The 24,829-nt window shown below is 67.9% G+C and carries 22 protein-coding genes; 13 read left to right on the forward strand and 9 right to left on the reverse strand.

The window, feature by feature from the left end:
• Window positions 1-18: 18 nt before the first annotated feature.
• The 4 genes from RQP53_RS09015 to RQP53_RS09030 all read right to left on the reverse strand — a co-directional run bounded on the left by RQP53_RS09015 (window position 19) and on the right by RQP53_RS09030 (window position 3,758).
• On the reverse strand, window positions 19-1,656 hold the full coding sequence (locus tag RQP53_RS09015; RefSeq protein WP_315649957.1) for an ankyrin repeat domain-containing protein: 1,638 nt from the start codon (window positions 1,654-1,656) through the stop codon (window positions 19-21).
• Window positions 1,657-1,857: 201 nt separating this feature from the next.
• On the reverse strand, window positions 1,858-2,574 hold the full coding sequence (gene ypfH, locus RQP53_RS09020; RefSeq protein ID WP_315649958.1) for an esterase: 717 nt from the start codon (window positions 2,572-2,574) through the stop codon (window positions 1,858-1,860).
• Entirely contained in the window at window positions 2,531-3,040 is a 510-nt protein-coding gene (locus tag RQP53_RS09025; protein ID WP_315649959.1) for a hypothetical protein, read from the reverse strand. The genes ypfH and RQP53_RS09025 overlap by 44 nt, the downstream gene beginning before the upstream one ends.
• Window positions 3,027-3,758 (reverse strand): type 1 glutamine amidotransferase, encoded by a 732-nt coding sequence (locus RQP53_RS09030; RefSeq protein WP_315649960.1) that lies wholly within the window; start codon window positions 3,756-3,758, stop codon window positions 3,027-3,029. The genes RQP53_RS09025 and RQP53_RS09030 overlap by 14 nt, the downstream gene beginning before the upstream one ends.
• 322 nt (window positions 3,759-4,080) lie before the next feature.
• Here RQP53_RS09030 and kdpF point away from each other — a divergent pair, with 322 nt between their 5' ends.
• From kdpF to kdpE, 8 genes are all read left to right on the forward strand, one after another.
• The gene (kdpF, locus tag RQP53_RS09035) at window positions 4,081-4,170 is read left to right on the forward strand and encodes a K(+)-transporting ATPase subunit F (RefSeq protein ID WP_315649961.1); all 90 of its coding nucleotides are present in this window, start codon (window positions 4,081-4,083) and stop codon (window positions 4,168-4,170) included.
• 1 nt (window position 4,171) lies between these two features.
• Complete coding sequence (gene kdpA / locus RQP53_RS09040; RefSeq protein ID WP_315649963.1) at window positions 4,172-5,968, forward strand: potassium-transporting ATPase subunit KdpA; 1,797 nt, start codon at window positions 4,172-4,174, stop codon at window positions 5,966-5,968.
• A gap of 10 nt (window positions 5,969-5,978) precedes the next feature.
• Entirely contained in the window at window positions 5,979-8,087 is a 2,109-nt protein-coding gene (gene kdpB / locus RQP53_RS09045) for a potassium-transporting ATPase subunit KdpB (protein ID WP_315649964.1), read from the forward strand.
• Between the two features lie 12 nt (window positions 8,088-8,099).
• Complete coding sequence (gene kdpC, locus RQP53_RS09050; RefSeq protein WP_315649965.1) at window positions 8,100-8,675, forward strand: potassium-transporting ATPase subunit KdpC; 576 nt, start codon at window positions 8,100-8,102, stop codon at window positions 8,673-8,675.
• Between the two features lie 151 nt (window positions 8,676-8,826).
• Window positions 8,827-9,654: a TorF family putative porin gene (locus tag RQP53_RS09055; protein WP_315649966.1), complete on the forward strand. Its 828-nt coding sequence runs from the start codon at window positions 8,827-8,829 to the stop codon at window positions 9,652-9,654.
• 38 nt (window positions 9,655-9,692) lie between these two features.
• Window positions 9,693-10,667 (forward strand): magnesium and cobalt transport protein CorA, encoded by a 975-nt coding sequence (locus tag RQP53_RS09060; RefSeq protein ID WP_315649967.1) that lies wholly within the window; start codon window positions 9,693-9,695, stop codon window positions 10,665-10,667.
• Window positions 10,668-10,775: 108 nt separating this feature from the next.
• Window positions 10,776-13,508, forward strand: a complete 2,733-nt coding sequence (locus tag RQP53_RS09065) for a DUF4118 domain-containing protein (protein WP_315649968.1) — start codon at window positions 10,776-10,778, stop codon at window positions 13,506-13,508.
• Window positions 13,498-14,202 carry a two-component system response regulator KdpE gene (kdpE, locus tag RQP53_RS09070; RefSeq protein WP_315649969.1) on the forward strand — a complete coding sequence of 235 codons (705 nt, stop codon included), beginning with the start codon at window positions 13,498-13,500 and terminating at the stop codon, window positions 14,200-14,202. The genes RQP53_RS09065 and kdpE overlap by 11 nt, the downstream gene beginning before the upstream one ends.
• Before the next feature lie 29 nt (window positions 14,203-14,231).
• Here the strand turns inward: kdpE and RQP53_RS09075 are convergent, their stop codons facing one another.
• Both RQP53_RS09075 and RQP53_RS09080 read right to left on the reverse strand, forming a co-directional pair.
• The gene (locus RQP53_RS09075; RefSeq protein WP_315649971.1) at window positions 14,232-14,924 is read right to left on the reverse strand and encodes a glutathione S-transferase family protein; all 693 of its coding nucleotides are present in this window, start codon (window positions 14,922-14,924) and stop codon (window positions 14,232-14,234) included.
• A complete protein-coding gene (locus RQP53_RS09080; RefSeq protein ID WP_315649973.1) occupies window positions 14,921-15,352 on the reverse strand; it encodes a DoxX family protein in 432 nt (143 codons plus the stop codon). The genes RQP53_RS09075 and RQP53_RS09080 overlap by 4 nt, the downstream gene beginning before the upstream one ends.
• Window positions 15,353-15,422: 70 nt before the next feature.
• Between RQP53_RS09080 and RQP53_RS09085 the strand changes: the two genes are divergently transcribed.
• A complete protein-coding gene (locus RQP53_RS09085; protein WP_315649975.1) occupies window positions 15,423-16,319 on the forward strand; it encodes a LysR family transcriptional regulator in 897 nt (298 codons plus the stop codon).
• Window positions 16,320-16,464: 145 nt separating this feature from the next.
• Window positions 16,465-16,842: a SirB2 family protein gene (locus RQP53_RS09090; protein WP_315649977.1), complete on the forward strand. Its 378-nt coding sequence runs from the start codon at window positions 16,465-16,467 to the stop codon at window positions 16,840-16,842.
• Window positions 16,843-16,893: 51 nt separating this feature from the next.
• Here RQP53_RS09090 and RQP53_RS09095 read toward each other — a convergent pair whose 3' ends face one another.
• On the reverse strand, window positions 16,894-19,083 hold the full coding sequence (locus RQP53_RS09095) for a malate synthase G (RefSeq protein WP_315649978.1): 2,190 nt from the start codon (window positions 19,081-19,083) through the stop codon (window positions 16,894-16,896).
• Between the two features lie 224 nt (window positions 19,084-19,307).
• Here RQP53_RS09095 and RQP53_RS09100 point away from each other — a divergent pair, with 224 nt between their 5' ends.
• The gene (locus RQP53_RS09100; RefSeq protein WP_315649979.1) at window positions 19,308-20,231 is read left to right on the forward strand and encodes a LysR family transcriptional regulator; all 924 of its coding nucleotides are present in this window, start codon (window positions 19,308-19,310) and stop codon (window positions 20,229-20,231) included.
• A gap of 67 nt (window positions 20,232-20,298) precedes the next feature.
• On the opposite strand, the gene RQP53_RS09105 is transcribed toward RQP53_RS09100, so the two are convergent.
• On the reverse strand, window positions 20,299-20,664 hold the full coding sequence (locus RQP53_RS09105) for a hypothetical protein (protein ID WP_315649980.1): 366 nt from the start codon (window positions 20,662-20,664) through the stop codon (window positions 20,299-20,301).
• A gap of 108 nt (window positions 20,665-20,772) precedes the next feature.
• Window positions 20,773-22,146 (reverse strand): serine/threonine-protein kinase, encoded by a 1,374-nt coding sequence (locus RQP53_RS09110; RefSeq protein WP_315649982.1) that lies wholly within the window; start codon window positions 22,144-22,146, stop codon window positions 20,773-20,775.
• Window positions 22,147-22,259: 113 nt separating this feature from the next.
• On the opposite strand from RQP53_RS09110, the gene argS reads away from it, so the two are divergent.
• On the forward strand, window positions 22,260-23,984 hold the full coding sequence (gene argS, locus RQP53_RS09115) for an arginine--tRNA ligase (RefSeq protein WP_315649983.1): 1,725 nt from the start codon (window positions 22,260-22,262) through the stop codon (window positions 23,982-23,984).
• Window positions 23,985-24,067: 83 nt separating this feature from the next.
• Window positions 24,068-24,742: an SPOR domain-containing protein gene (locus tag RQP53_RS09120; RefSeq protein WP_315649984.1), complete on the forward strand. Its 675-nt coding sequence runs from the start codon at window positions 24,068-24,070 to the stop codon at window positions 24,740-24,742.
• Window positions 24,743-24,829: the final 87 nt, after the last annotated feature.

The following is a 24,829-nucleotide window of genomic DNA, read 5'->3' on the forward strand; positions in this document are numbered from 1 at the left end:
GCCGCGCAAGCCGTGTTCTCAAGGCGGCGGAGTCTGGGCGTCCGAGGCCTCCAGCCAAGCCTGCAGCACGTCGGGCAGATCCTCTCGTTCCTCCGCGGCGGGCCGGGGCGCACCGGCCGCCAGCAGCAGCTGCAGCGAGGCCAGATAGTCAGCGCCGGGCTGCGGCAGGTGGGCGGCGGCATGCAGCAGGCTGCCCATCACATCGCCGCCGTAGCCATTGCGTTCCTCCCAGTGGGCGCCGTGCGTCAGCAGCACTTGAATCAAGGCCGGGTCACCGTTGAAGGCTGCCTGGTTCAGGGCGCTGGCTTCCCAGTCGCCGGGCACGGCAACCGGCCAGCCGAGCCTGAGCATCAGCGCCACCGAGGCGGGCGCCCGGCGCTGCGCCTGATCGGGCAGCAGGCGCAAGGCGGAGGCTGGCAGCTGTGCCAGCAGCTCGGGCTGGGCCTGCAGCAGCGCCAGCGCGCCCGGCTCGTCGGCAGCGGCGCAGGCAGCCAGAAAACGCTGCCCTGCAGAGGCCAGCTCGGGGCGGGCACCATGCGCTGCCAGCAGCGCCAGCGCGCTGACCTCGCCCAGCAGGGCCGCCAGTGTGGCCGGCGTGCGCCCCTCGGCGTCGCGCGCCGCAAGATTGGCGCCATGCGCCAGCAGCAGGCTCAGACAGGCCTCGGAGCGGCCTCGTCGCAGCGCATGGTGCAGGGCGGTCGCCCCTCCGGGCCCGGCCTCATTGACATCGGCCCCCAGGCTGAGCGCCAGCGCCAAGTTGGCCGGGTCCTCAAAGTCCAGCAAGCGCAGCAAGGCGTTCGTGCCCTGCCAGCGCGCGCCATGGGCGATGAGCTGACGCATTTGTTCAGCGGCACGGGCGCGGTCGGGGTCCTCGCAGGCGTGGTAGAGCGACTCGTCGTCATTGGGCTCGGCACCTGCGGCCAGCAGAGCCGCCGCCAAGGCGGTGCTCTGGGCGCGAGCGATGGCGCCATACAGCAGCGGCAGGCCGCGTGCCGCCACCGGCGCCTCCAGCGCGGGTTCGGGCATGGCCGCGTGGGCCAGCGCTGCGGCTTGGGCCAACAGGGTTTGAGCGCTGTGTAGCAGGCGCGCGGCCCAGGGCTCGCCCAGCCGGTGCAGGCTGGAGAAGCACACATAGGCCAGCGCCGGTGCGTCAAAGGGCGGCAGCCGTTGCGTAGGAGGTGGCAGGGCATCGAGCTGATCCAGTTCGCCGCGCACCAGGGCCAGGGCCGGGCGCAGCGCCGGCGGGCAAGGCCCACGCAGATGCTGCAGCAGCGCCAGTGCACGCTCGGGCTGCGGGCTGTCCCAGCCGCGCCCGACGATCAGCGCCAGCGCACGCGTGACCAAGGCTGCGGCATCGAGCTCGCGCGCCTCCTGCTGCGCCACGGCAGCGCGCTGCAGGGCCGGCCAGCTTGGGTAGCCCAGCTCGCGCGCGATCACCAGCTGGGCCAGGTTGAGCTGGGGCGGCGTGGCCGTGTCAGCGCAGCGGTAGGGGGCGGCGCGGGCCAGGCTAGCAGGGTCGCCGGCCTGCCAGGCGCGCAGCAGCTCGCGCGCCTGGCGCTTGAGCTGCTGCAGATCGGCTCGGTCGGGAAGAGCGGGAAGCGTGGAAAGGGCGGTCGGGGCGGGCTGCGGCGCAGCGCCCGTGTGGCTTGTCTTCAAGAGGCACCTCCATGCGTTTGAAGCCTGTGATCCGCGCCGGCAGGCCGCACAAAGGAAAGAGAGCTCATGGCGATGATGATGCGGACGCGGTCTTGCACGTGCGTCCGTCCGGGTGGGCTCAGCCCTGCCTGCGGATCCAGCAGCGCCCCGGCGGGCGCTGTGGGCCCGAGTGTGCCATGGGTCGATGGCAGGGTGGCAGGGTCAAGCCTTGTCGTCCAGCCCCTGCGCCTGCGCCGCCTGCATCGCCTCGCGCCAGACGCGCGCCGGCACAAAGGTCTGCAGCTGGTTCATTGCAGCCGCAATCAAATCCGGGTGCAGCTCGTGGCCGATATCGGGCAGGATGTCGGCCGTCACATCGCCACCCAGCTGCACCAGTCGCCGCGCCGCGGCCACCTGGTCCTGATGTGGCAGCGTGCCGTCCTGCAGGCCGTGCAGCAAATGAACGCTGACGTCGACCGGCGCGTGGGCTGGCATCGTGGCGTAGGCGCCCGAGAAGGCCAGCACGCGGCCGGCCAGTTCGCCCTCGGCCTGCACCGCTTCCAGCGCCATCACCGCGCCTTGTGAAAAGCCGGCCAGGGCGACGCGCTGCCAGGGCAGGTCGAACTGCTCAGCCCAGGCGCGCACGGTGGCGATGAAATGAGGCAGCGCCGCGGCGACGCGTTGCGCGTGGTTGTCGTCATTGGCGCCTTGCAGCGAGTACCACTGCTGCCCGCTGCCACCACCGGGAATCTGGTCAAAGGGCTCGGGGCCGTGGATGGACACCACGGCCGCCTGCGGGTATTGCGCCTTCAGCGCCTGGGCCAGCGGTCGCATCTGCGACGCGTCGGCGCCGGCGCCGTGCAGCAGCAGGAACAGCAGTTCGGGCAGGCCCTTGTCAGGCAAGAGGGCGAGGGCTTGGGAGCGGGCGGGCTGAGTCATGGCCGAATTGTCGCTCGGCGGCGTCGCCCGTTGCCGCTTCACCAAGCTCAGCAAAGCCGAAGCTGCGTGTGCTGATGCACAGCCGCGGCAGCTGTGCCGAAATGACCTGCGCGGCCGCCTGCGCCGCGGCCAGTGCCACCGGCAGCGGCATGGTGTGGCCCCCGAATCGATCCATGCCCAGCACCCGCCAGAGACCCGCGCCGGCGACTTCGATCAGGCCCAGGCGCTGCAGCGCCGGCAACTCCGCACTGTGGCCGACGATCAGCAGATCAGCGTAGCCACGGGCCTGCTGCTGCGCGCCCCTCTGCAGGCCCTGTGCGCCGCCTGGCTGCCGCCCCTGCTGCTGCCAACAGCGTAGCGCCCGCTGCCCAGCCAGCTCGGCCGCCGCCAGCGCGCGGGCATGGCAGGCCAGCAGCTGCGCATCACCGGGCGGCTCGACCGGGCGCAGCAGCTCAGCGACTGCCATGGCAGTGCAGCCGGTAGGGTCGCTCAAGCTCGCGTGCCCACTGGCGGTAGGCCGGGGCGGCGGCCGCATGCAGGCGCTCGATCCGCTCGGGCAGGCGCTCCAGCATCTCGGCCTCGCTCTGTACCGACGCGACACCCTGGGCGCGCACCAGCTCCTCGCGCGATTCCTGGCACCAGGCGCGCACGCTGGCGGCGCTGACCTCGAAATGGCCCTGGAAGCCCAGGTGTGGTCCATAGCGAAAGCCTTTGTTCAGGCCATGCGCACCGAACATCGTGCGGCTGGCGCCGCGCGGAATCTCGAAGCTGTCGTAGTGCCAGTTGAACGCCTCGATCTGCTCGCGGCCGTCAAACAGCTCGCGCGCCGCCGGCGTCACCCACAGCCGGCTCCAGCCGATCTGCGCGCAGCCGTGTCGCGCCACCCGCGCCCCCATCGCCCGCGCCAGCAGCTGGGCGCCAAAGCAATGGCCCAGCACCGGGATCTCGGCAGCCAGCGCGCGGCGCAGCAGCGCCAGCTCGGCGGCAATCCAGGGCAGCGGCTCATAGACGCTGCGGTTGCTACCGAGCACGGCGATGCCGGCGTAGTCGCGCGCCTGCAGGGGCAGGTCTTGCCCGGCGGCGAGATTGAAGAGCTCGGTGCGGTAGCCCTGCTGCTGCAGGCACAGCTGCAGAAAGCCCGGCCCCTGGGTGGCTTCGTGCTGGACGATGGCGATCGGTCTCATGAGCGGGGCGCCGCAAGACGGGCGGCGCCGGTGGTTGCGAGAACCTCAGACTAGGGCGCCCGGCATCAAGCCCTTGCCAAGACTGTCAGGCCAGGCGTCAAGCCGGCGTCAAGACCGGTGGCCGCAACGGCGTCTTTACACATTCTTGATACCACGTCCCCCAGGCTCTACGACAGTTTGAGGCGCCGATTTCTAAGCTTCCTCCATCTCGACACTCCTTGGAGCACAACATGATGGATTGGGTCTTTCTGGGCCTCTCCTTCGGCGCCTTTGCCCTCGCCGCCGGCCTGGCCGTGGCCAGCCACAAGCTGGAGAGCAAGCCATGAGCGCGCTGTACTGGCTGAGCGGCCTGGCGGCCGCCGGGCTCTTCGTCTACCTCGTTGTCGCGCTGCTGCGTGCAGAGGAGTTCTGAAATGACATCACTTGCCTGGGCCAATCTGGCCCTTTATATGCTGCTGCTGATCGCCGCAGCCTGGCCGCTGTCGCGCTGGCTCACTGCCATCGCACAGGGTCGCCTACCGCGCTGGATGCGCGCCATCGAAGGCCTGCTGTACAAGCCGGCCGGCGTCAAGCCTGAAGAAGGCATGCACTGGAAGCAGTACGCGCTGGCGCTGCTGCTGTTCAACTTCATCGGCGTGCTGGCCGTGTATGCGCTGCAGCGGCTGCAGCATGTGCTGCCGCTGAATCCGCAAGGCATGGCGGCGATCACGCCGGACTCGGCCTTCAACACCGCGATCAGCTTCGTCACCAACACCAACTGGCAGGGCTATGGCGGTGAATCGGCGATGAGCTATCTGACCCAGATGCTGGCGCTGACGGTGCAGAACTTCCTGTCGGCCGCCACCGGCATCGCCGTCGTCTTTGCGCTGATCCGCGGTTTCGCGGGGCGGCTGCAAACGACGGTGGGCAATGTCTGGGCCGACCTGACGCGGATCACGCTGTGGCTGCTGCTGCCGCTGTCCTTTGTGTTCGCGGTCTTCCTGGTCGGCCAGGGCGTGATCCAGAACTTCGACGCCTACAAGGACGTGACGACGCTGGAAGTCAATGCCTATCAGGTGCCCAAGCTGGGCCCCGATGGCCAGCCGCTGAAGAACGACAAGGGCGAGGCCCTCACCGAGGACGCCAGCACAGCCACGCAGCAGCTGGCCATGGGCCCGGTCGCCTCGCAGGAGGCGATCAAGATGCTGGGCACCAATGGTGGCGGCTTCTTCAACACCAACTCGGCCCACCCGTTCGAGAACCCGACGCCGCTGGCTAATCTGGGCCAGATGCTGGCCATCTTCCTGATCCCGGCGGCGCTGTGCTTCAGCTTTGGCCAGCTGGTTGGTGATTCACGCCAGGGCGTGGCCGTGCTGGCGGCGATGAGCCTGATGTTCATCATCGGCGTCGTTATCGCCACCGGCGCCGAGCAGGCCGGCAATCCCATGCTGGCCAGCCAGGGTGTGGATCAGGCCATGAGCGAGCTGCAGCCAGGCGGCAATATGGAAGGCAAGGAGACCCGCTTCGGCATTGGCGCCAGCTCGCTGTTTTCCGTCGTCACCACCGCCGCCTCCTGCGGCGCGGTGAACAGCATGCACGACTCGATGACGCCGATCGGCGGCCTGGTGCCGCTGGTGATGATGCAGCTGGGCGAGGTGGTGTTCGGCGGCGTCGGCACCGGGCTGTACGGCATGCTGATCTTTGCCATGCTGGCCGTTTTCATTGCCGGGCTGATGATTGGCCGCACACCCGAGTACCTGGGCAAAAAGATCGAGAGCTACGAGATGAAGATGGTGTCCATCGCCATCCTCGTCACGCCCTTGCTGGTGCTGGTCGGCACCGCCATCGCGGTGATGGCCGCCGATGGCCGCGCCGGCATCGCGAATCCGGGCGCCCATGGCTTCAGCGAGATCCTCTATGCGCTGACCTCGGCCGGCAACAACAACGGTTCGGCCTTCGCCGGCCTCTCGGCCAACACGCCCTTCTACAACACGCTGCTGGGCCTGGTGATGTGGTTTGGCCGCTTCGGCGTCATCGTGCCGGTGCTGGCAATTGCCGGCAGCCTGGCCGCCAAGAAGCGCATCCCGGTGGGCAGCGGCACCCTGGTCACGCATGGCCCGCTGTTCGTCGCGCTGCTGATCGGCACGGTGCTGCTGGTTGGCCTGCTCAACTATGTCCCGTCGCTGGCCCTCGGTCCCATCGTCGAGCAACTGATGCTCTGGAAAGCGTGAGGGAATCATCATGACAACAAGTACAAGCGATCAAGGCAGCGGCTTCTCGCTGCTGGACCCCCAGCTGGTCAAGCCGGCGCTGTGGCAATCCTTCGTCAAGCTGGCCCCGGCGGCGCAATGGCGCAATCCGGTGATGTTCGTCGTCTACATCGGCTCGCTGCTGACCACGGCGCTGTGGGCCATCAGCTTCAGTCAGCCGGATGTCGCCGGCAGCGAAGGCCGCGGCTTCATGCTGGCCATCGCGCTGTGGCTGTGGTTCACGGTCATCTTCGCCAACTTCGCCGAGGCGCTGGCCGAGGGCCGCTCCAAGGCCCAGGCGGCCTCGCTGCGCGGCCTGAAGACACGCAGCTGGGCCAAGAAGCTGGAGGCGCCGCAGCACGGCGCCAAATGGCATCCGCTGCAGTCCGACGAGCTGCGCAAGGGCGCGGTCGTGCTGGTCGAGGCCGGCGACCTGATCCCGCTGGACGGCGAGGTGATCGAGGGCGTGGCCTCGGTGGACGAGAGTGCCATCACCGGTGAATCGGCGCCGGTGATCCGCGAGTCGGGCGGCGACTTCAGCTCGGTGACCGGCGGCACCCGCGTGCTGTCGGACTGGCTGGTGGTGCGCATCGGCGTCAACCCGGGCGAGTCTTTCCTGGACCGGATGATCGCGATGGTCGAGGGCGCCAAGCGCCAGAAGACGCCCAACGAGATTGCGCTGAGCATCCTGCTGGTGGCGCTGACGCTGGTCTTCCTGGTCGTCACCGCGACGCTGCTGCCCTTCTCCGTCTTCAGCGTGGAAGCGGCCGGCTCGGGCACGGTGGTGTCGATCACTGCCCTGGTCTCGCTGCTGGTCTGCCTGATCCCGACGACCATCGGCGGCCTGCTCTCGGCCATCGGCGTGGCCGGCATGAGCCGGATGATGCAGGCCAACGTCATCGCCACCTCGGGCCGTGCGGTCGAGGCGGCCGGCGACGTGGACGTGCTGATGCTGGACAAGACCGGCACCATCACCCTGGGCAATCGGCAGGCGAGCAGCTTTGTGCCGGCCGTGGGCGTCAGCGAAGCGCAGCTGGCCGATGCGGCACAGCTGGCCTCCTTGTCCGACGAGACGCCGGAAGGGCGCAGCATCGTCGTGCTGGCCAAGACCCGCTTCGGTCTGCGTGAGCGCGAGCTCGGCGCGCTGCAAGCCCATTTCGTGCCCTTCACCGCCCAGACGCGGATGAGCGGCGTCGACCTGGGCGACGCCTTGCAGCCCAGCCGCGTCATCCGCAAGGGTGCGGCCGACGCGATCCGCAAGCATGTCGAGCAGCTGGGCGGCAAGCTGCCCGTCGAAGTCAGCCAGGCCGTCGATGAAATCGCTCGCCGCGGCAGCACGCCGCTGGTGGTGGCCGAGGGCAATCGTGTCTTGGGTGCCGTCGAACTGAAGGACATCGTCAAGGGCGGCATCAAGGAGCGCTTTGCCGAGCTGCGCCGCATGGGCATCAAGACGGTGATGATCACCGGCGACAACAAGCTCACCGCCGCGGCCATCGCCGCCGAGGCCGGCGTCGACGACTTCCTCGCCGAGGCCACACCCGAAGCCAAGCTGCAACTGATTCGCGACTACCAGGCCGAGGGTCGGCTGGTCGCGATGACCGGCGATGGCACCAACGACGCGCCGGCCCTCGCGCAGGCCGATGTGGCGGTGGCCATGAACACCGGCACGCAGGCCGCCAAGGAGGCCGGCAATATGGTCGATCTGGACTCCAACCCGACCAAGCTGCTGGAAATCGTCGAGACCGGCAAGCAGTTGCTGATGACGCGCGGTTCCTTGACGACGTTTTCGATCGCCAACGATGTGGCCAAGTACTTCGCCATCATCCCGGCCATGTTTGTGGGTGTCTACCCGCAGCTGGCAGCGCTCAATGTGATGGCCTTGCACAGCCCATCGTCGGCGATCCTTTCTGCGGTGATCTTCAACGCGCTGATCATCATCGCGCTGATCCCGCTGGCACTGAAGGGCGTGGCCTACCGCGCCATTGGTGCGGCCGCGCTCTTGCGCCGCAACCTGGCCGTCTACGGGCTCGGCGGCCTGATCGTGCCCTTCATCGGCATCAAGGCAATCGACCTGCTGCTGGTCGGCCTGCACCTGGTTTAAGGAATCTTCATCATGATCAAGCATCTCCGCCCCGCCATCGTCAGCTTCGCTGTGCTGAGCCTGGTCACCGGCATTGCCTACCCGCTGCTGGTCACCGGTGTCGGCCAGGGCCTGTTTCCCAAGCAGGCCGCTGGCTCGCTGATCGAGCGCGATGGCAAGCCCATCGGATCCGAGCTGATCGGCCAGAACTTCAGCTCGCCGAAATACTTCTGGGGCCGCCCCTCGGCCACCGCGCCGATGGCCAACAACGCCGGCGGTTCCTCGGGTTCCAACCAGGGCCCGCTGAATTCGGCGCTGGCCGACGCGGTGAAGGCCCGCATCGAGGCGCTGAAGGCCGCCGACCCGGACAACACCTTGCCGCTGCCGGCCGATCTGGTCACTGCTTCGGCCAGCGGCCTGGACCCGCACATCACCATGGCGGCCGCCCGCTACCAGGCCGCCCGCGTGGCCCGCGTGCGCCAGCTGCCGCTGAAGGAGGTGCAGCGCCTGATCGCTGAGAACACCGAGCAGCGTGACCTGCAGGTGCTGGGCGAGCCGCGAGTGAATGTGCTCAAGCTCAATCTGGCGCTGGACGGTTTGAAGCCTTGAATCGAAATGGGGAACAGACCACAGAGACACGGAGACACAGAGGAGCACACAGAGCCATCAAGCCTTTTCGGCTGTTTCCTCTGTGTCTCTGTGGCTCTGTGGCTCTGTGGTCGGTTCCACCACCCCCGACCTTCACACATCAAGAAGAACCATGAATCGCACCCTGATCCTCATGACCCTGGCCCTGGCCGCCAGCAGCGTGGCGCATGCTGATGAAGCAGCAGCCACACCCGAACACACGCTGACCGGCAATCTCAGCCTCAACAGCGACTACCGCTTCCGCGGCATCAGCCAGACCTGGCGCCTGCCGGCCGTGCAGGGCGGCTTTGACTATGCGCACCGCAGCGGCTTCTATGCCGGCACCTGGGCGTCCAACGTCTCCGGCAACAGCTACAACAACGGCTCAGGCCTCGAGCTCGATCTGTACGGCGGCTTCAAGACGGTGCTGAGCAAGCTCGACGGGCAAGACCTGACCCTGGACCTCGGTGCACTGACCTATGTCTACCCCGGCGCCACGCTGAACAGTGCGCCCGGCGTGGCCACGAGCAAGAAGTACACCAACGTCGATCTGTATGCCGGCTTGAGCGCCGGCGCCTTCAGCGCCAAGTTGTCGATCGCCGCGAGCGACTACTTCGGTCTCAACAGCGACACCGCCGGCTACGCCTATTTCAGCAGCCTGGCCGCCAATGGGGGTTCCAAAGGCAGTGCCTACCTGGACCTGAACTACAACGTCGATCTCGGCAATGGCCTGCAGCTGGGCACGCACCTGGGGCACCTGCGCGTCCAGCACTATGGCGAGCTGAGCTACACCGATTACAAGCTGTCGCTGGCCAAGGAAATCGCCGGTCTGAGCTGGACGGCGGCCCTGGTGGGGACAAACGCGCGGCGCGACTACTACCAGGCCGGCGACGCCGCCGGGCAGAACGCCAAGCGCCTGGGCGGCGCGGGGCTGGTGCTGAGCGTGGCCAAGAGCTTCTGAGGCCTTGATGTGCACGCCGCTCGGGGGAGAATGAGGCCATGCTGATCAATTGCGCGGCCTATCAGAACGGCAGCAAGCTGGCCGATCTTGCCCCCGAGCGCCCGGAGGATCTGGCGCCCTATCTGGAGCGGCCCGACTGCTTTGTCTGGGTGGCGCTGCGTGATATCGAGCCCGGCGAGCTGGAGCCCTACCGGCGGCTCTTCGATCTGCATGAGCTGGCCGTTGAGGACGCCACCCATGGCCATCAACGGCCCAAGGTCGAGGAATATGGCCGCGATCTGTTTGCCGTCATGCATCTGGTCGACTGGGTGGCCGGCGAGCTGAGCCTGGGCGAGATCGCCGTCTTTGTCGGGCCGAACTATGTGCTGTCGGTGCGCAGTGGCAGCAAGCTGCATTTCCTGGGCGTGCGCGAACGCTGCGAGCGCGAACCCGAGCTGCTGGCCCATGGCCCCAGCTTCGTGCTCTATGCGTTGATGGACGCGGTGGTTGATCGTTATTTCCCCATCGTCGACCGGCTCGAATCCGAGCTGGAGGAGATCGAGCAAAGCATCTTTGTCCGCGGCGCCCAGCTCGACAATATCAAGCGCCTCTATGAGCTGAAACGCCGGCTGATGCTGCTGCGCCGTGCGGTGGCGCCAATGCTGGAGATGCTGTCCAAGCTGCATGGCGGCCGCACACCACCGATCTGCGCCCGCACCGGCGACTATTTCCGCGATGTCGCCGACCATCTGGCGCGCATCGAGAGTGCGATCGAGTCGGTGCGCGACACGCTGGCGACCGCGATCCAGGCCAATCTCTCGATGGTGGCCATTGACGACAGCAATGTCACCAAGAAGCTGGCGGCCTGGGCCGGCATCTTTGCCGCTGCCACCGCCTTTGCCGGCATCTGGGGCATGAACTTCGAGCAGATGCCCGAACTGAAGTGGGCCTGGGGCTACCCGGCGGCGCTGGGCCTGATCACCAGTGTTTGCGGCCTGCTGTGGTGGCGCTTCAGGAAGGCGGGCTGGTTGTGAGGACAGGCCCCTCGTCCAAGCCAGGGCTTGGCCGGCTTGGGAGCGGCCCGGCGCTTGGCCCGCAAGGCCCTTGGCCGCACTTGCCGCACTTGCCGTTCTTGACTGCTCATGACTGATATCCGCCCCGACCCCGACGAACTGCTGGCGCAATTGCGCGAGCAGGAGGCCAGCGCGGCGCGTGGCCGGCTGCGCATCTACTTCGGCTCCTCCGCCGGCGTCGGCAAGACCTACGCGATGCTGCAGGCGGCGCGCAAGCTGCAGGCCGAAGGCGTCGATGTGCTGGCCGGGGTCGTCGTCACCCATGGGCGCAGCGAGACGGCGGCGATGTTCGAGGGTCTGCCGCAGCTGCCGCTGAAGATGGTCAGCCACCGCGGCAAGGAACTGCCCGAGTTCGACCTTGACGGCGCCCTGGCACGCCAGCCGGCGCTGATCCTGGTCGACGAGCTGGCCCATTCGAACGCACCAGGTTCGCGCCACCCCAAGCGCTGGCAGGATGTCGAGGAGCTGCTGGCCCATGGCATCGACGTCTACTCGACGCTGAACGTTCAGCATCTGGAGAGCCTGAACGACGTCGTCGGCGGCATCACCGGCGTGCGTGTGCAGGAGACCCTGCCCGACACCTTCTTCGACCGCGCCGACGAGGTGGTGATGGTCGACACGCCGGCCGATGAGCTGCTGGCACGCCTCGCGGCGGGCAAAGTCTATATGGGTCCCCAGGCGCAGCGCGCTGCCCAGCACTTCTTCCGCAAGGGCAATCTGATGGCCTTGCGCGAGCTGGCGCTGCGCCGCACCGCCGATCGGGTCGAGGACGATGTGCAGGCCTGGCGCAGCAACGAGCGCATCGCCCAGGTCTGGAAGACCGAGGCGGCCATCCTCTGCGCCATCGGGCCGACGCCGGCGGCCGAGAGCGTGGTGCGCAGCGCCGCGCAGCTGGCCCAGCAGCTGAACGTGTCCTGGCATGCGGTCTATGTGGAAACGCCGGCCTTGCAGCGGCTGCCCGATGCGCAGCGCGAGCGCATCCTGCGCGTGGTGCGGCTTGCGCATGAGCTAGGCGCCAACACCGCCGTACTGGCGGCGCAAGACCTGGCCCCGGCGCTGATCCAGCATGCGCGCGAACACAATCTGTCCAAGCTGATGCTGGGTCGCAGCGAGGCCTTGCCGCGCTGGCGGCGCTGGCTGGGCGCGCGCGACTTGCAGCAGCAGCTCGCTGTGGGCGCGCCCGAGCTGGACCTGATCTCGGTTGCCGCCACGCCGCCGCAGGTGCAGCGGCGCGAGGCCGTCGCCGCCCGGGAGGCCCAGCAGCGCGAAGCGCAGGTGCAGCAGCTTGCCGGCCGCTATGGCCTGGCCGCGGCCGCCTGCGCCCTCACGGCGCTGATCAGCTGGCCGCTGCAGCAGGCATTCGATCAATCGAACATCGTCATGCTCTTTCTGCTGGCGGTGGTCGGCGTGGCGCTGAAGCTGGGCCGCGGCCCGGCGGTGCTGGCCAGCTTTCTGAGCGTGGGCCTGTTCGACTTTTTCTTCGTCGAACCCAAGCTGAGTTTTGCCGTTTCCGATGTGCAGTACCTGCTGACCTTTGCGGTGATGCTGGTCGTTGGCCTGGTCACCGGCCAGCTGACCGCCGGCCTGCGCTACCAGGCCCAGGTCGCCGCCGAGCGCGAAACCCGGGCACGCGCACTGTTCGAGCTGACCAGCGATCTGGCCGGCGCGCTGCAAACCGAGGCCGTGCTGCAGGTGGCTGAAGGCGCGCTGGCCCAGGCCGTGCGCGGCGAGGCCTTGCTGTACACGCTGGACCTGCAGGATCAGCTGCAGCCCTCGCCGCGCCATAGCACCTTGCCGGTGCCCGAGCAGCCCGATCTGGGCACCGCGCGCTGGGCGCTGGACCATGCACAGCCCGCCGGCCTGGCGACTGACACCTTGCCAGGCAGCGCCTGGTTCTACCTGCCGCTGGCCGCACCAATGCGCACCCGCGGCGTGCTGGCGCTGCGGCCGGCCAGCAGCCGCAGCCTGATGCTGCCCGAGCTGCGCGCCCAGCTGGAAACCTACGCCCGCATCATCGGCCAGGCGCTGGAACGGGTGCATTACGTCGAGGTGGCGCAGCAGGCCCTGGTGCAGATCGAGGGCGAGCGCCTGCGCAACTCGCTGCTCTCGGCGCTCTCGCATGATCTGCGCACGCCGCTGGCGGTGGTCTATGGCCTGGCGCAGACACTGGCCGCCCGCGCCGATCTGCCCGGCGAGGCGCAGGAGCTCAGTGTCAGCTTGCGTGAGCAGAGCCAGCGCGTCAGCGCCATGGTCAACAACCTGCTCGATATGGCGCGGCTGCAAAGCGGCGCGGTGCGGCTGAACCTGCAGTGGCAGCCGGTCGAGGAGGTCGTGGGGGCCGCCTTGCAGGCCATGCAGCCGACGCTGGCCAGGCACTGCCTGCAGCTGCAGATGCCGCCGGGCCTGCCGCTGCTGCAACTTGACGCGGTGCTGATGGAGCGGGTGCTGTGCAATCTGCTGGAGAACGCCGTCAAGTACACGCCGGCCGGCAGCGAGATCGTGCTGAGCGCGCAGCTGGACGCCTCCGCCCTCGTGCTGCGCGTGGCCGACAATGGACCGGGCCTGCCGGCCGGCCGCGAGGAACAGCTGTTCGCCAAGTTCAGCCGTGGCGAACGCGAATCCAGCACACCGGGCGTTGGCCTGGGCCTGGCAATCTGCCGCGCCATCGTCGAGGCCCATGGCGGCCGCATCTGGGCCGAAGCGGTGCCCAGCGGCGGTGCCTGCTTTGTGATCAGCCTGCCGCTGGGTCAACCGCCCGCCTTACCCCTCGAACCCTTGTCCGAAGAAGATCATGAGTCTTGATCCCCAACCGGTGGCCCTGATCGTCGAGGACGAGCCCAGCATCCGCCGCTTCGTGCGCCTGGGTCTGGAAGGAGAAGGCTGGCAGGTCCATGAGGCCGAGACGGTGCGCCAGGGCCTGGTCGATGCCGGCACGCGCCGGCCCGATCTGGTCATCCTGGACCTGGGCCTGCCCGATGACGACGGGATCAACTACCTGAAGGACCTGCGCGCCTGGTCCGGCGTGCCGGTCATCGTGCTGTCGGCGCGCAGCGACGAGGCGGACAAGATCGCCGCGCTCGACGCCGGCGCCGACGACTACCTGACCAAGCCCTTCGGCGTCGGCGAACTGCTCGCCCGGGTGCGCGTCGCGCTACGGCGCAGCCAGTCGGCCGCACGCAGCGGCGAGCCGGCGCAGACCACCTTTCGCTTCGGCGATGTGGAGGTCGATCTGGCCGCGCGGCGTGTGCTGCGCGCCGGCGCGGCCGTGCATCTGACGCCGATCGAGTACCGGCTGCTGACCCATCTGATCGCCAATGCCGGCAAGGTGCTGACCCACCGCCAGCTGCTCAAGGCCGTCTGGGGCCCCAGCCATGTGGACGACAACCACTATCTGCGCGTCTATATGGGCAATCTGCGCCAGAAACTGGAGGCGCTGCCGGCCCAGCCACGCCATCTGCTGACCGAAACAGCAGTGGGCTACCGGCTGATGCCCTGAGGCCCCGATGCTCTTAGGCGCGACGGCACTCAGGCTGAATGCGCCGCCGCCCGCAGCGCCAGGGCCCCACCGCGCTGAAGCAGAAACTGCCCCAGCCGCGCCGGGTAGTCGGGCGCCACCGCCGCGCGCACCGAGGGGCGCTGGCCCAGGGCCTGGCGCCAGGCTTGCCAGCGCGGGCAGCCGCTGGCGAAAGCAAAGTCGGCGATGCGATCAAACGCGTCAAAGTAGCGCATCACTGGAGCGAACACCGCGTCGACGATGCCGAAACGCTGGCCGTCGAAGAACGGCCCCGTGTCGCTGCACGCGGCCAGCACCGCCTCGACCTGGCCGATGCGCCGGCGCAGCTCGGCGGCGGCGCTCAGCAGCGCGGATTCGTCAGGCGCGCGGTAGAAGGTGGCGATGGCGTTCAGCATGGCCGAGCCGAACTCGACCCAGCCGCGTGCCCGCGCCCGCGCCAGCGGCTCGACGGGATAGAGCGCCGGTGCCGTGGCCGCACGGCTTTCCTCCAGGTACTCGCAAATCACTGCCGACTCAAACACCGCCAGCCCCTCGACCAGCAGCACCGGCGTCTTGCCCAGCGGCGAGCAGCGCAGAAACCAGTCCGGCTTGGCGGCCAGATCGACCTCGCGCCGTTCAAACTCGCGCCCCTGCTCCAGCAGCACGATGGCGGCCCGCTGCACATAGGGGCAGAGCGGGTGCGAGGCGAGCACCAGCGGGCTCATGCCGGCACTCCGGCCGTCGCTGCGCGGCGCTGTGGCGTCCAGGCCCAGGCGCCACCGCCCATCAGCGCCAGCGCCAGCTGCGCCACGCACAGAAACACCGGGTACTCCCAGCCACCGCCCGGGCTGGTGTGCACCCAGCCATTGGGCGCATGCACCCAGGCGGCCACCGCCATGATGGGCAGCAGGGCCAGCGCCACGGGCCGTGTCTGAATGCCCAGCAGCAGGGCCAGGCCGCCGAGCAGCTCGGCCGCGAACACCGGGTAGGCCAGCCAGGCGGCAAAGCCGATGCTGGCGAAATAGGCCGCCGTGCCCGGCAGGCCGAAGACCAGCAGTTTGAGCAAGGCATGCGCGATCCACATCAGCGCCAGCGCCACACGCAGCAGGAAGGCGCCATGAACAGCACTGTTCAGGGGGGAAGTGAGATGCATGGAAAGACCCTCAATCGATGAATGACGGCTTCAGTCTAGGATTGCGTATCGGCAATGAAAATTGGCAGCAATGAAATCACAGCATGCGAAAACGCAATACAAGCTCAGCCCCGACGACCTGGGCCTGGTGCTGGCCTTGAGCCGTGGCGCCACGCTGGCCAAGGCGGGCGAGCGGCTGGGTGTTGATGCCTCAACGGTGTTTCGCGCCGTGCAGCGGCTGGAGCGCGGCCTGGGCCAGCGCCTGTTCGAACGCTCGCGCAGCGGCTACCGCCCCACCGAGCTGGCCAGCCTGCTGGCCGGCCATGGCGAGCAGCTGGAGGCGCAGCTGGAGCAGGCCCGCGCCGTGCTGCAGGCGCCCAGCGATGAGGTCAGCGGCACGGTGCGCATCAGCAGCACCGACACCCTGCTGCATGGCCTGCTGGCGCCGGCCTTGCTGAGCCTGCGCAGCCGCCATCCGCTGATTGCCTTCGAGCTGCATACCGGCAACGAGCTGGCCAATCTCAGCCGCCGCGATGCCGACATTGCGCTGCGCGCCACGCGGCGCCCGCCGCCTCATCTGGTTGGCAGACGGATCGGCGACATCCAAGTCGCGCTGTACGCGGCCAGCGATCAGGCCGCGCTGCTCGATCTGGACGATGCCCTCGCTGGCCACAGCCCCTGGATCGCGCCCGACGATGCGCTGCCCGAACATCCCAGCGTGCTGTGGCGGCGCAAGCAGCTGCCGCGGCTGCTGCCGCAGTACAAGGTCAACAGCATTCAGAGCGTGATGGAACTGGTGGCCGCCGGCCTGGGGGTGGGCCTGCTGCCGATGTTCCTGGCCGAGGGCCGCAGCGGCCTCACGCGCCTCAGCGAGCCGATCGCGGACTGCAGCAGCGAGCTCTGGCTGCTCTGCCTGGCCGAGGCCCGCCATCTGCGCCGCGTGGCCACCGTCTACAGCCATCTGGCCGAACAGCTGCGGCTGGCATGAGCGTCACAGCAGCGCCAAAGCCGCGGGGCTGATCTGCCGCAAAACAAGCGCTTGACAGCCCAATGACTGCGGCGCCAAGCTAGCGCCCATCGGCCCGCCACAGGCTCGCGGCCGGCGACAAAAAGAGCACACGAGGGACGTCGAGATGGACTGGTACTACCTGCAAATGCGCGAGATGCACGCGCTGCTGGCCTGGGTCAGCGTGGCCTTTTTTCTGGTGCGCGGTTTTGCCTTCCAGTTGCAGGCCGAATGGCCGATGGATGTGCGGGTGCGCACCCTGGTGTTCGGCACCGATCTGCTGCTGACCGTCTGCGGCCTCAGCCTCTGGGGCCTGATGCATTTCAACCCCTGGTACGACGCCTGGCTGGGCACGAAGCTGCTGGCCCTGGTCGCCTACACCGCCACCGCCCACTGGGCGATGGGGCGCGACGAGTTCAGCCTGCTCGGCTATGTACTGGCCCTGCTGCTGCTGGGCTACATGATGGCGGTGTCCTTCACCCGCGATCCTTGGCTGGGCTTGTAGACCCGCGCCGTGGCGCGCCCGCAGTGCCGGGCGCGCCGCTCGGCTGCTTGCTTAGCTGCCCGCCTTGACCTTCAGCCGCCAGGCATGCAGCAGCGGCTCGGTGTAGCCGCTGGGTTGCTCCTTGCCCTTGAAGACGAGGTCCAGCGCGGCCTGGAAGGCGGCGCCTTGGGGGTGGGCGCCCAGGCTCTTGTAGGCCGGGTCGCCGGCGTTCTGGGTGTCAACGACCTTGGCCATGCGAGCAAAGGTCTCGCGCACCTGCGCTTCGCTGACGACGCCGTGGTGCAGCCAGTTGGCGATGTGCTGGCTGGAGATGCGCAGCGTGGCGCGGTCTTCCATCAGGCCGACGTTGTGGATGTCGGGCACCTTGGAGCAGCCCACGCCCTGGTCGATCCAGCGCACCACATAGCCGAGGATGCCCTGGACGTTGTTGTCCAGTTCCTGCTGGCGCTCGGCTTCGCTCCAGTTCGCACTGGCGAGCACCGGAATCGTCAGCAGCTTGGTGAGGATGTCGGCGCGTTCGGCGTCGGCATCGATCTTCTCCAGCTCTTGCTGCACGGCGGCCACGCTGACTTGGTGGTAGTGCAGCGCATGCAGCGTGGCGGCGGTGGGCGAGGGCACCCAGGCGGTGTTGGCGCCGGCCTTGGGGTGGGCGATCTTCTGCTCCAGCATCGCGGCCATCAGGTCCGGCATGGCCCACATGCCCTTGCCGATCTGGGCGCGGCCGCGCAGGCCGCAGGACAGGCCGGTCAGCACATTGCTGCGCTCATAGGCCTGGATCCAGGCACTGCTCTTCATATCGCCCTTGCGCAGCATCGGCCCGGCCAGCATGGCGGTGTGCATCTCGTCGCCGGTGCGGTCGAGGAAGCCGGTGTTGATGAAGGCCACGCGGCTGGCGGCGGCGGCGATGCAGGCTTTCAGGTTGACGCTGGTGCGGCGTTCCTCGTCCATGATGCCCAGCTTGACGGTGCTGTCCGGCAGGCCCAACAGCTGTTCGACGCGGCCAAACAGCTCGGCGGCAAAGGCCACCTCGGCCGGGCCGTGCATCTTGGGCTTGACGATATAGACCGAGCCTTGGCGCGAGTTGCGCAGGCCGTTCTGACCATGGCCCTGCAGATCATGTAGGGCGATGGTCGTTGTGATCACCGCATCCATGATGCCTTCGGGGATTTCCTTGCCGCCGTCCCAGAGGATGGCCGGGTTGCTCATCAGGTGGCCGACATTGCGGACGAACATCAGCGAGCGGCCGTGCAGGCGCAGCTCGCCGCCTTGCGGAGCCTGATAGATGCGATCGGCATTGAGCCGGCGGGTGAAGGTCTTGCCGCCCTTGCTGAGTTCCTCGGTCAGCGTGCCGAGCTGGATGCCCAGCCAGTTGCGATAGGCCAGCAGCTTGTCCTCGGCGTCGACGGCGGCGACCGAGTCTTCCAGGTCCAGAATCGTCGACAGCGCCGCTTCCAGCACCAGATCGCTGACGCCTGCCGCATCGCTGGCGCCGATCGGCGTGCTGCGGTCGATGCGCAGGTCCAGGTGCAGGCCGTTGTGCACCAGCAGCACGCTGCTGGGCTGGGCGGCCTCGCCCTGGAAGCCGACAAACTGGCTGGCGTCCTTCAGGCCGGTGTTGCTGCCGTTCTTCAGGCTGACCGTCAGCGCGCCGCCTTCAACGCGGTAGCCGGTGGCGTCGGCATGCGAGCCCTGGGCCAGCGGGGCGGCCTGGTCCAGCACCGCGCGGGCGTAGGCGATCACCTTGGCGCCGCGCACCGGGTTGTAGGCGCCGGCGCGCTCGGCACCGTCGGCTTCGGAGATGGCGTCGGTGCCGTAGAGCGCGTCGTACAGCGAGCCCCAGCGGGCATTGGCGGCGTTCAACGCATAGCGGGCATTCAGAATGGGCACAACGAGCTGCGGCCCGGCCTGCAGCGCCAGTTCGGCGTCAACATGGGCCGTCGTGGCCTGCACGGCGGCAGGCGCGGGCACCAGGTAGCCGATCTGCTCCAGAAAGCCGCGGTAGGCGGCCATATCGGCGATGGGCCCGGGGTGGGCGCGGTGCCAACCGTCCAGCTCGGTCTGCAGGCGATCGCGCTCGGCCAGCAGCGCGGCGTTCTTGGGCGCCAGATCATTGACGATGGCGGCAAAGCCGGCCCAGAAATGATCGGCCGCCACACCGGTGCCGGGCAGCACCTCGGTGTCGATGAAGCGGGCCAGGGCGGTGTCGACTTGCAGACCGTGCAGATTCGTGCGGCTGGACATGGGGAACTCCGTGTTTCGATAAGGGCAGGAACTCGTGAGCCCGGACGGACGCCGGGTCATGCTGAACGCCAATTTACGCCAGTCTGGCGACGGGATTGCGGCGCTGGCGCCACCAAGACTTGTGCGCCAGACGCAAAAGCGAAGTGAAAAATGCTTTGGCACTGACGCAACGCAAGCGCCGCTCAAGCCCGGGATTCGCCGACGACTCGGTAGAGAATCGCCCCATGGACCGGCTCAAGCAGATTGAATCCTTCGCCCTGGTGGCGACCAAGGGCAGCCTGACCGCCGCCGCGCAGGCCGAGGGGGTGGCACCCGCGGTGATGGGCCGGCGCATCGATGCGCTGGAGGAGCGGCTGGGCGTCAAGCTGCTGCTGCGCACGACGCGGCGCATCAGCCTGACGCCCGAGGGCTCGGCGTTCCTGGAGGATTGCCAGCGACTGCTGGTCGACTTTGCCAATGCCGAGGCCAGCGTCAGCGCCGGCGGCGTCAAGGCCAGCGGCCATTTGCGCATCACCGCGCCGGCGGGCTTCGGGCGCCGCCATGTGGCGCCGCTGGTGCCGGAGTTCCTGGCCCTGCATCCGGATGTCAGCCTGTCGCTGAACCTCAGCGATCGGGTGGTCGACATCGTCAATGAGGGCTTTGATTGCGCGGTGCGCGTCGGCGATCTGATGGATTCCAGCCTGGTCAGCATGCGCCTGGCCGACAACCGCCGGCTCTGCGTGGCCGCGCCCAGCTATCTGAAGCGGGCCGGCGTGCCGCAGCATCCGAACGAGCTGACGCGGCATCAGTGTTTGTCGCTCAGCTCCGATGCCAGCCAGACCCGTGGCTGGGCCTTCACGATTGACGGCCAGGCCAGCCACTGGCGGCCCAGCGGCCGGCTCGATTGCAGCGATGGCCAGGTGCTGCACGACTGGTGCCTGGCTGGCCTGGGTATCGCCTGGCGCAGCACCTGGGAGGTCGAGGCCGATCTTGCCGCCGGGCGCCTGCAAAGCGTGCTGGACGAATTCGCCGCCGCGCCCAACGGCATCTTTGCGCTGATTCCGCAGCGCAAGCATCTGCCGCTGCGGGTGCGGCTGTGGATCGACTTCCTCAAGCAGAACTACGGCAGCGCCAGCTACTGGCAGCGCGCCAGCTTGCAGGGAGGCTGATCAAGCCCGTGATGCAGGCAGCAAAAAGCCCCGCACTGCGGGGCTTTGTCTTGTGTGGAGGCCAGGCTTACTTGCCAGCGTCAGCAACGCATTTCTTGACGAAGCTGGTCTTGGCCGCGCCCGCCAGCTTCTTCTCTGCGGCCTTCGCATCGCAGCTTGCATCAGCGGCGCTGCCGCCGGCCGCATCGGCATTGCACTTCTTCAGAAAGCTGGTCTTGGCGGCGCCGGCGAGCTTCTTCTCGGCGGCCTTCGCGTCGCAGGCGGCGTCACCGGCCGGGGCGGTGTCGGCATTGCACTTCTTCAGGAAGCTGGTCTTGGCGGCGCCAGCGAGCTTCTTTTCGGCGGCCTGATCATCGCAGCTGGGCGCCACCGCATGGGCCGAGGCAGCGCAGAACAACAGGGCAGAGGCAAGGGCGGACAACAGGGCTTTCATCGCGTGGGGAACTCCGAGGATTGACGGTTTGAGGGCCGGCCGGGCTGGCGGCTGACTGATTGAAACAGAGCACACAACGCGGCGCAAGCCAGCGGCGATGACAGCCTCTCAGAGAATTCGCCGCGGATGCGCCAGGCTCTCATGCGCCGCATGCAGGCGACGCACCAGCACCTGGATGAAGCCGCGGTCGAAGCGGTGCTGGCATTCGGGGCTGAGCAGCGACAGCGACTCGGGCGTGAACGAGATCGTCGTGCACAGCTGTGTCACGCGGATGTCGGCGCTGTGCTTGCGCAGCTGCGGATTGGGCGCGAGGTAGGCCATCTCGCCGACCGAGGTGCCGGTACCCAGCGTGGCGACCTTGTTGCCATCGCGAAAGACCTCGACCTCGCCCTGCGCAATGATGTGAAAGCTATTGCCTTCCTGGCCGCGCTTGTACAGCGCATGGTCGACCGGGTAGCGGCGCCAGCGCGCGCGGTGCACCACCTCCCAGAGTTCGACATCGCCAAAGCCGGCAAAGAACTCCAGCGAGCGCAGCAGATTGAAACGCTCGGAGTCCTTGACCTCGTAGAGGCGGGCCAGGGGGATCAGCTGCTTGGTCACCAGTTCCGACAGTGCACGGCCGAAGCTGTCCCAGTCGGCATAGCGTTCTGATGGATGCTTGGCCAGCGCCTTCATCACCACCGCATCAAGCTCGGCCGAGACACCGCTGCGCAGCCCGACCAGCGATTGCGGCGCCTGGTGGTAGATCTGATGCATCAGCGCCATCTGATTGGGCGCGTCAAAGGGCGGGCGGCCGGCGATCAGGTGGTAGAGCACGGCGCCGAGCGAATAGATGTCGGCATGGCAGCCGACATCGCCGCCCTCGATCTGCTCCGGCGGCATATAGGCCAGCGAACCGACGCGGTGCACCTGGGTCTGGTCGGCATTCAGGTTCAGCGCGCTGCCGAAATCGCTGACCTTGACGTCGGTGACCTGGCCCTGGCCATCGAGCACGGCGAGCAGATTGGCCGGCTTGACGTCGCGGTGGATGACGCCCTGGCGGAACACATAGCCCAGCGCCATCGCGCATTTGAAACCCAGCTCGACGATCTGGTCCAGCGGCAGCAGCCGGTCGCTGCGGCAGAAGTGCTTCAGCGTGATGCCGGGCACGTATTCCATCACCAGGAAGGGCGCGTCCTCGTCGGGCACTGCGTCGAGGATCTGCACCACATTCGGGTGCTGCAAGCGGCCGGCCAGCGAGGCCTCGGCGGCGAAGAAGCGGTTGCCCATGGTGTCGCCACCGCGGCTGTTCTGGGCCCAGGCGCGCATCCGCTTGATCGCCACTTCCGAACCCTTGAACTCGTCCAGGGCCAGGAAGACGTCGCTGGTGGCCCCTTCGCCCAGCCGGCGCAGCACGCGGTATTTGCCGATGTGGCCGGGCAGGTCGTGCTCGGAGATCAGGGCCTGGTCGGCGACCAGGGAGTCAAAGGGAATGCTGCTCATGGGTGGGCCTATCCTGCCCGACTGGCCGGCGCCGGGCAAGCGCTGGCGCGCCGGCATTTGTGCCAAAGCGTTGCGACGATCGGGCCTGCGGCGGGCTTTCGTAGAATCGGGCCATGATCCAAGCCAAGCAGGAATTGCTCGCCGCCCTGGGCGAAGCCATCCAAGAACTCTCCCCCGGCGCCGCGCTTGCTGCGGCATTCGAATCCCCCAAGCAGGCCGCCCATGGCGATCTGGCCTGCACGGCTGCGATGCAGCTGGCCCGTCCGCTGAAGAAGAACCCGCGCGAACTGGCCCAGGCCCTGATCGAGGCCCTGCAGCGCCGGCCGGCCTTCCAGCGCTGGGTCGAGAGCATGGAAATCGCCGGCCCTGGCTTCCTGAACATCCGCCTGACCGCCGCCGCGAAGCAGGCGGTGGTGGCTGAGGTGCTCAGCGCCGGCAGCCATTTCGGCGATCGGCCGGCCACCGGCAAGCACGTGATGATCGAGTTCGTCTCGGCCAATCCGACCGGTCCGCTGCACGTGGGCCATGCCCGCCAGGCCGCGCTGGGCGATGCGATCTGCTCGCTGCTCAAGACCCAGGGCCACGATGTGACCCGCGAGTTCTATTACAACGACGCCGGCGTGCAGATCGCCACTCTGGCCCACTCGACACAGCTGCGGCTCAAGGGCTTCAAGCCGGGCGACGCCTGCTGGCCCACCGACCCGGAAAATCCCGAGAGCAAAAAGTTCTACAACGGCGACTACATCCAGGACATCGCCGACGCCTTCCTGCGCAAGGAGACTGTCAAGGCCGATGACCGCGAGTTCACCGGCTCGGGTGATGTTGACGACCTCGACGGCATCCGCCAGTTTGCCGTCGCCTATCTGCGCCACGAGCAGGACCTGGACCTGCAGGCCTTTGGTCTCAAGTTCGACAACTACTTCCTCGAGTCCAGCGTCTATGCCAACGGCCAGCTCGAGGCCGCGGTGCAGCGCATGGTCGACAGCGGCAAGACCTACGAGAAGGACGGCGCGTTGTGGTTCCGCTCGACCGACTACGGCGACGACCAGGACCGCGTGATGCGCAAGCGCGAGGGCGGCTTCACCTATTTCGTGCCGGACGTGGCCTACCACGTCAACAAGTTCGGGCGCGGCTACACCCAGTGCATCAACATCCAGGGCACCGATCACCACGGCACCATCGCCCGTGTGCGCGGCGGCCTGCAAGCGCAGGGCCTGGGCATCCCGCAGGGCTTCCCGGACTACATCCTGCACAAGATGGTCACGGTGATGAAGAACGGCGAGGAGGTCAAGATCTCCAAGCGCGCCGGCTCCTATGTGACGCTGCGCGACCTGATCGACTGGACCAGCCGCGACGCCGTGCGCTTCTTCCTGATCAGCCGCAAGGCCGATACCGAGTTCACCTTCGATGTCGATCTGGCACTGAAGCAGAACGACGAAAACCCGGTGTTCTATGTCCAGTACGCCCATGCGCGGATCTGCTCGGTGCTGCGCCAGTGGGCGCAGGATGGCGGCGATGAGGCGACGCTGGCCGCCGCCGATCTGACGCTGCTGACTGCCCCAGCCGAGGCCGCGTTGATGCTGAAGCTGGCCGACTACCCACGCATGCTCGGCAGCGCCGCGCAAGACCTGGCCCCGCACGATATCGCTTTCTATCTGCGCGATCTGTCGGGCGCCTTCCACAGCTACTACGCTGCCGAGCGCTTCCTGACCGACGATCCGGCCCTGACCCGCGCCCGCATGGCGCTGCTGGCCTCGACCCGCCAGGTGCTGCGCAATGCGTTGGCGCTGCTGGGTGTCAGCGCGCCGGATGTGATGGCGCGCGAACAGGCGGCTTGAGCGTCGCCTCGCGACACTAGAATCCGGCGCATTCAAGGCGGTGCCGATGTCGGCGCCGACCTTGCCTCATTTGTGGAGATGGCATGGCTCAGGGTGGCGACAAGCAACGTGGTGGTTTTGTCTTGGGGCTGATCGTCGGCCTGCTGCTGGGCCTGGCCATTGCGCTGGGCGTGGCGCTGTACATCACCAAGGTGCCGATTCCCTTCATCAACAAGGTGCCGCAGCGCACCGCCGAGCAGGACGCCGAAGAGGCCGCCCGCAACAAGAACTGGGATCCCAATGCCCCGCTGGCCGGCAAGGCCGCGGTGAAGGCCGCCAGCGGCGTGGTCAGCCCGGCGCCGGGCGGCGAGGCGGCTGCGCCGAGTGCGCCGGCCAAGCCGGAAACCAAGGCGGACGTCAAAGCAGAGGTCAAGGCGGAAGCCAAGCCCGAGGCCAAGGCCGAGGTCAAACCAGAAGCCAAAGCTGAGGTGAAGGCCGACGCCAAGCCTGCTGCCAAGGCCGCCAGCGCGCCGCCGGCCGATCCCAATCTCTACTTCATCCAGGCCGGTGCCTACACCAAGCCGGAAGACGCCGAGCAGCAGCGTGCCAAGCTGGCCATCCAGGGCTTTGCCGCCAAGGTGTTCGAGAAGGAACAGAGCGGCCGCACCGTCTACCGCGTGCGGCTGGGTCCCATCGATGCCCGCGACGAGGCCGAGGCGCTGCAGCACAAGCTGGAAGCCGCTGGCATTGAAGCGAATCTGGTGCCCATGAAGCGTTGAGCCGCGCCGGGCGCGCCCGGCCAAGATCGCTTAGCATCCCTGCCGGGCGGCCATCGTTGGCCCAGCCAGGAAAACGAGTCAGTCAAG

It is taken from the genome of Roseateles aquae (assembly GCF_032337115.1).
Taxonomy (GTDB): Bacteria; Pseudomonadota; Gammaproteobacteria; order Burkholderiales; family Burkholderiaceae_C; genus Roseateles_C; species Roseateles_C aquae.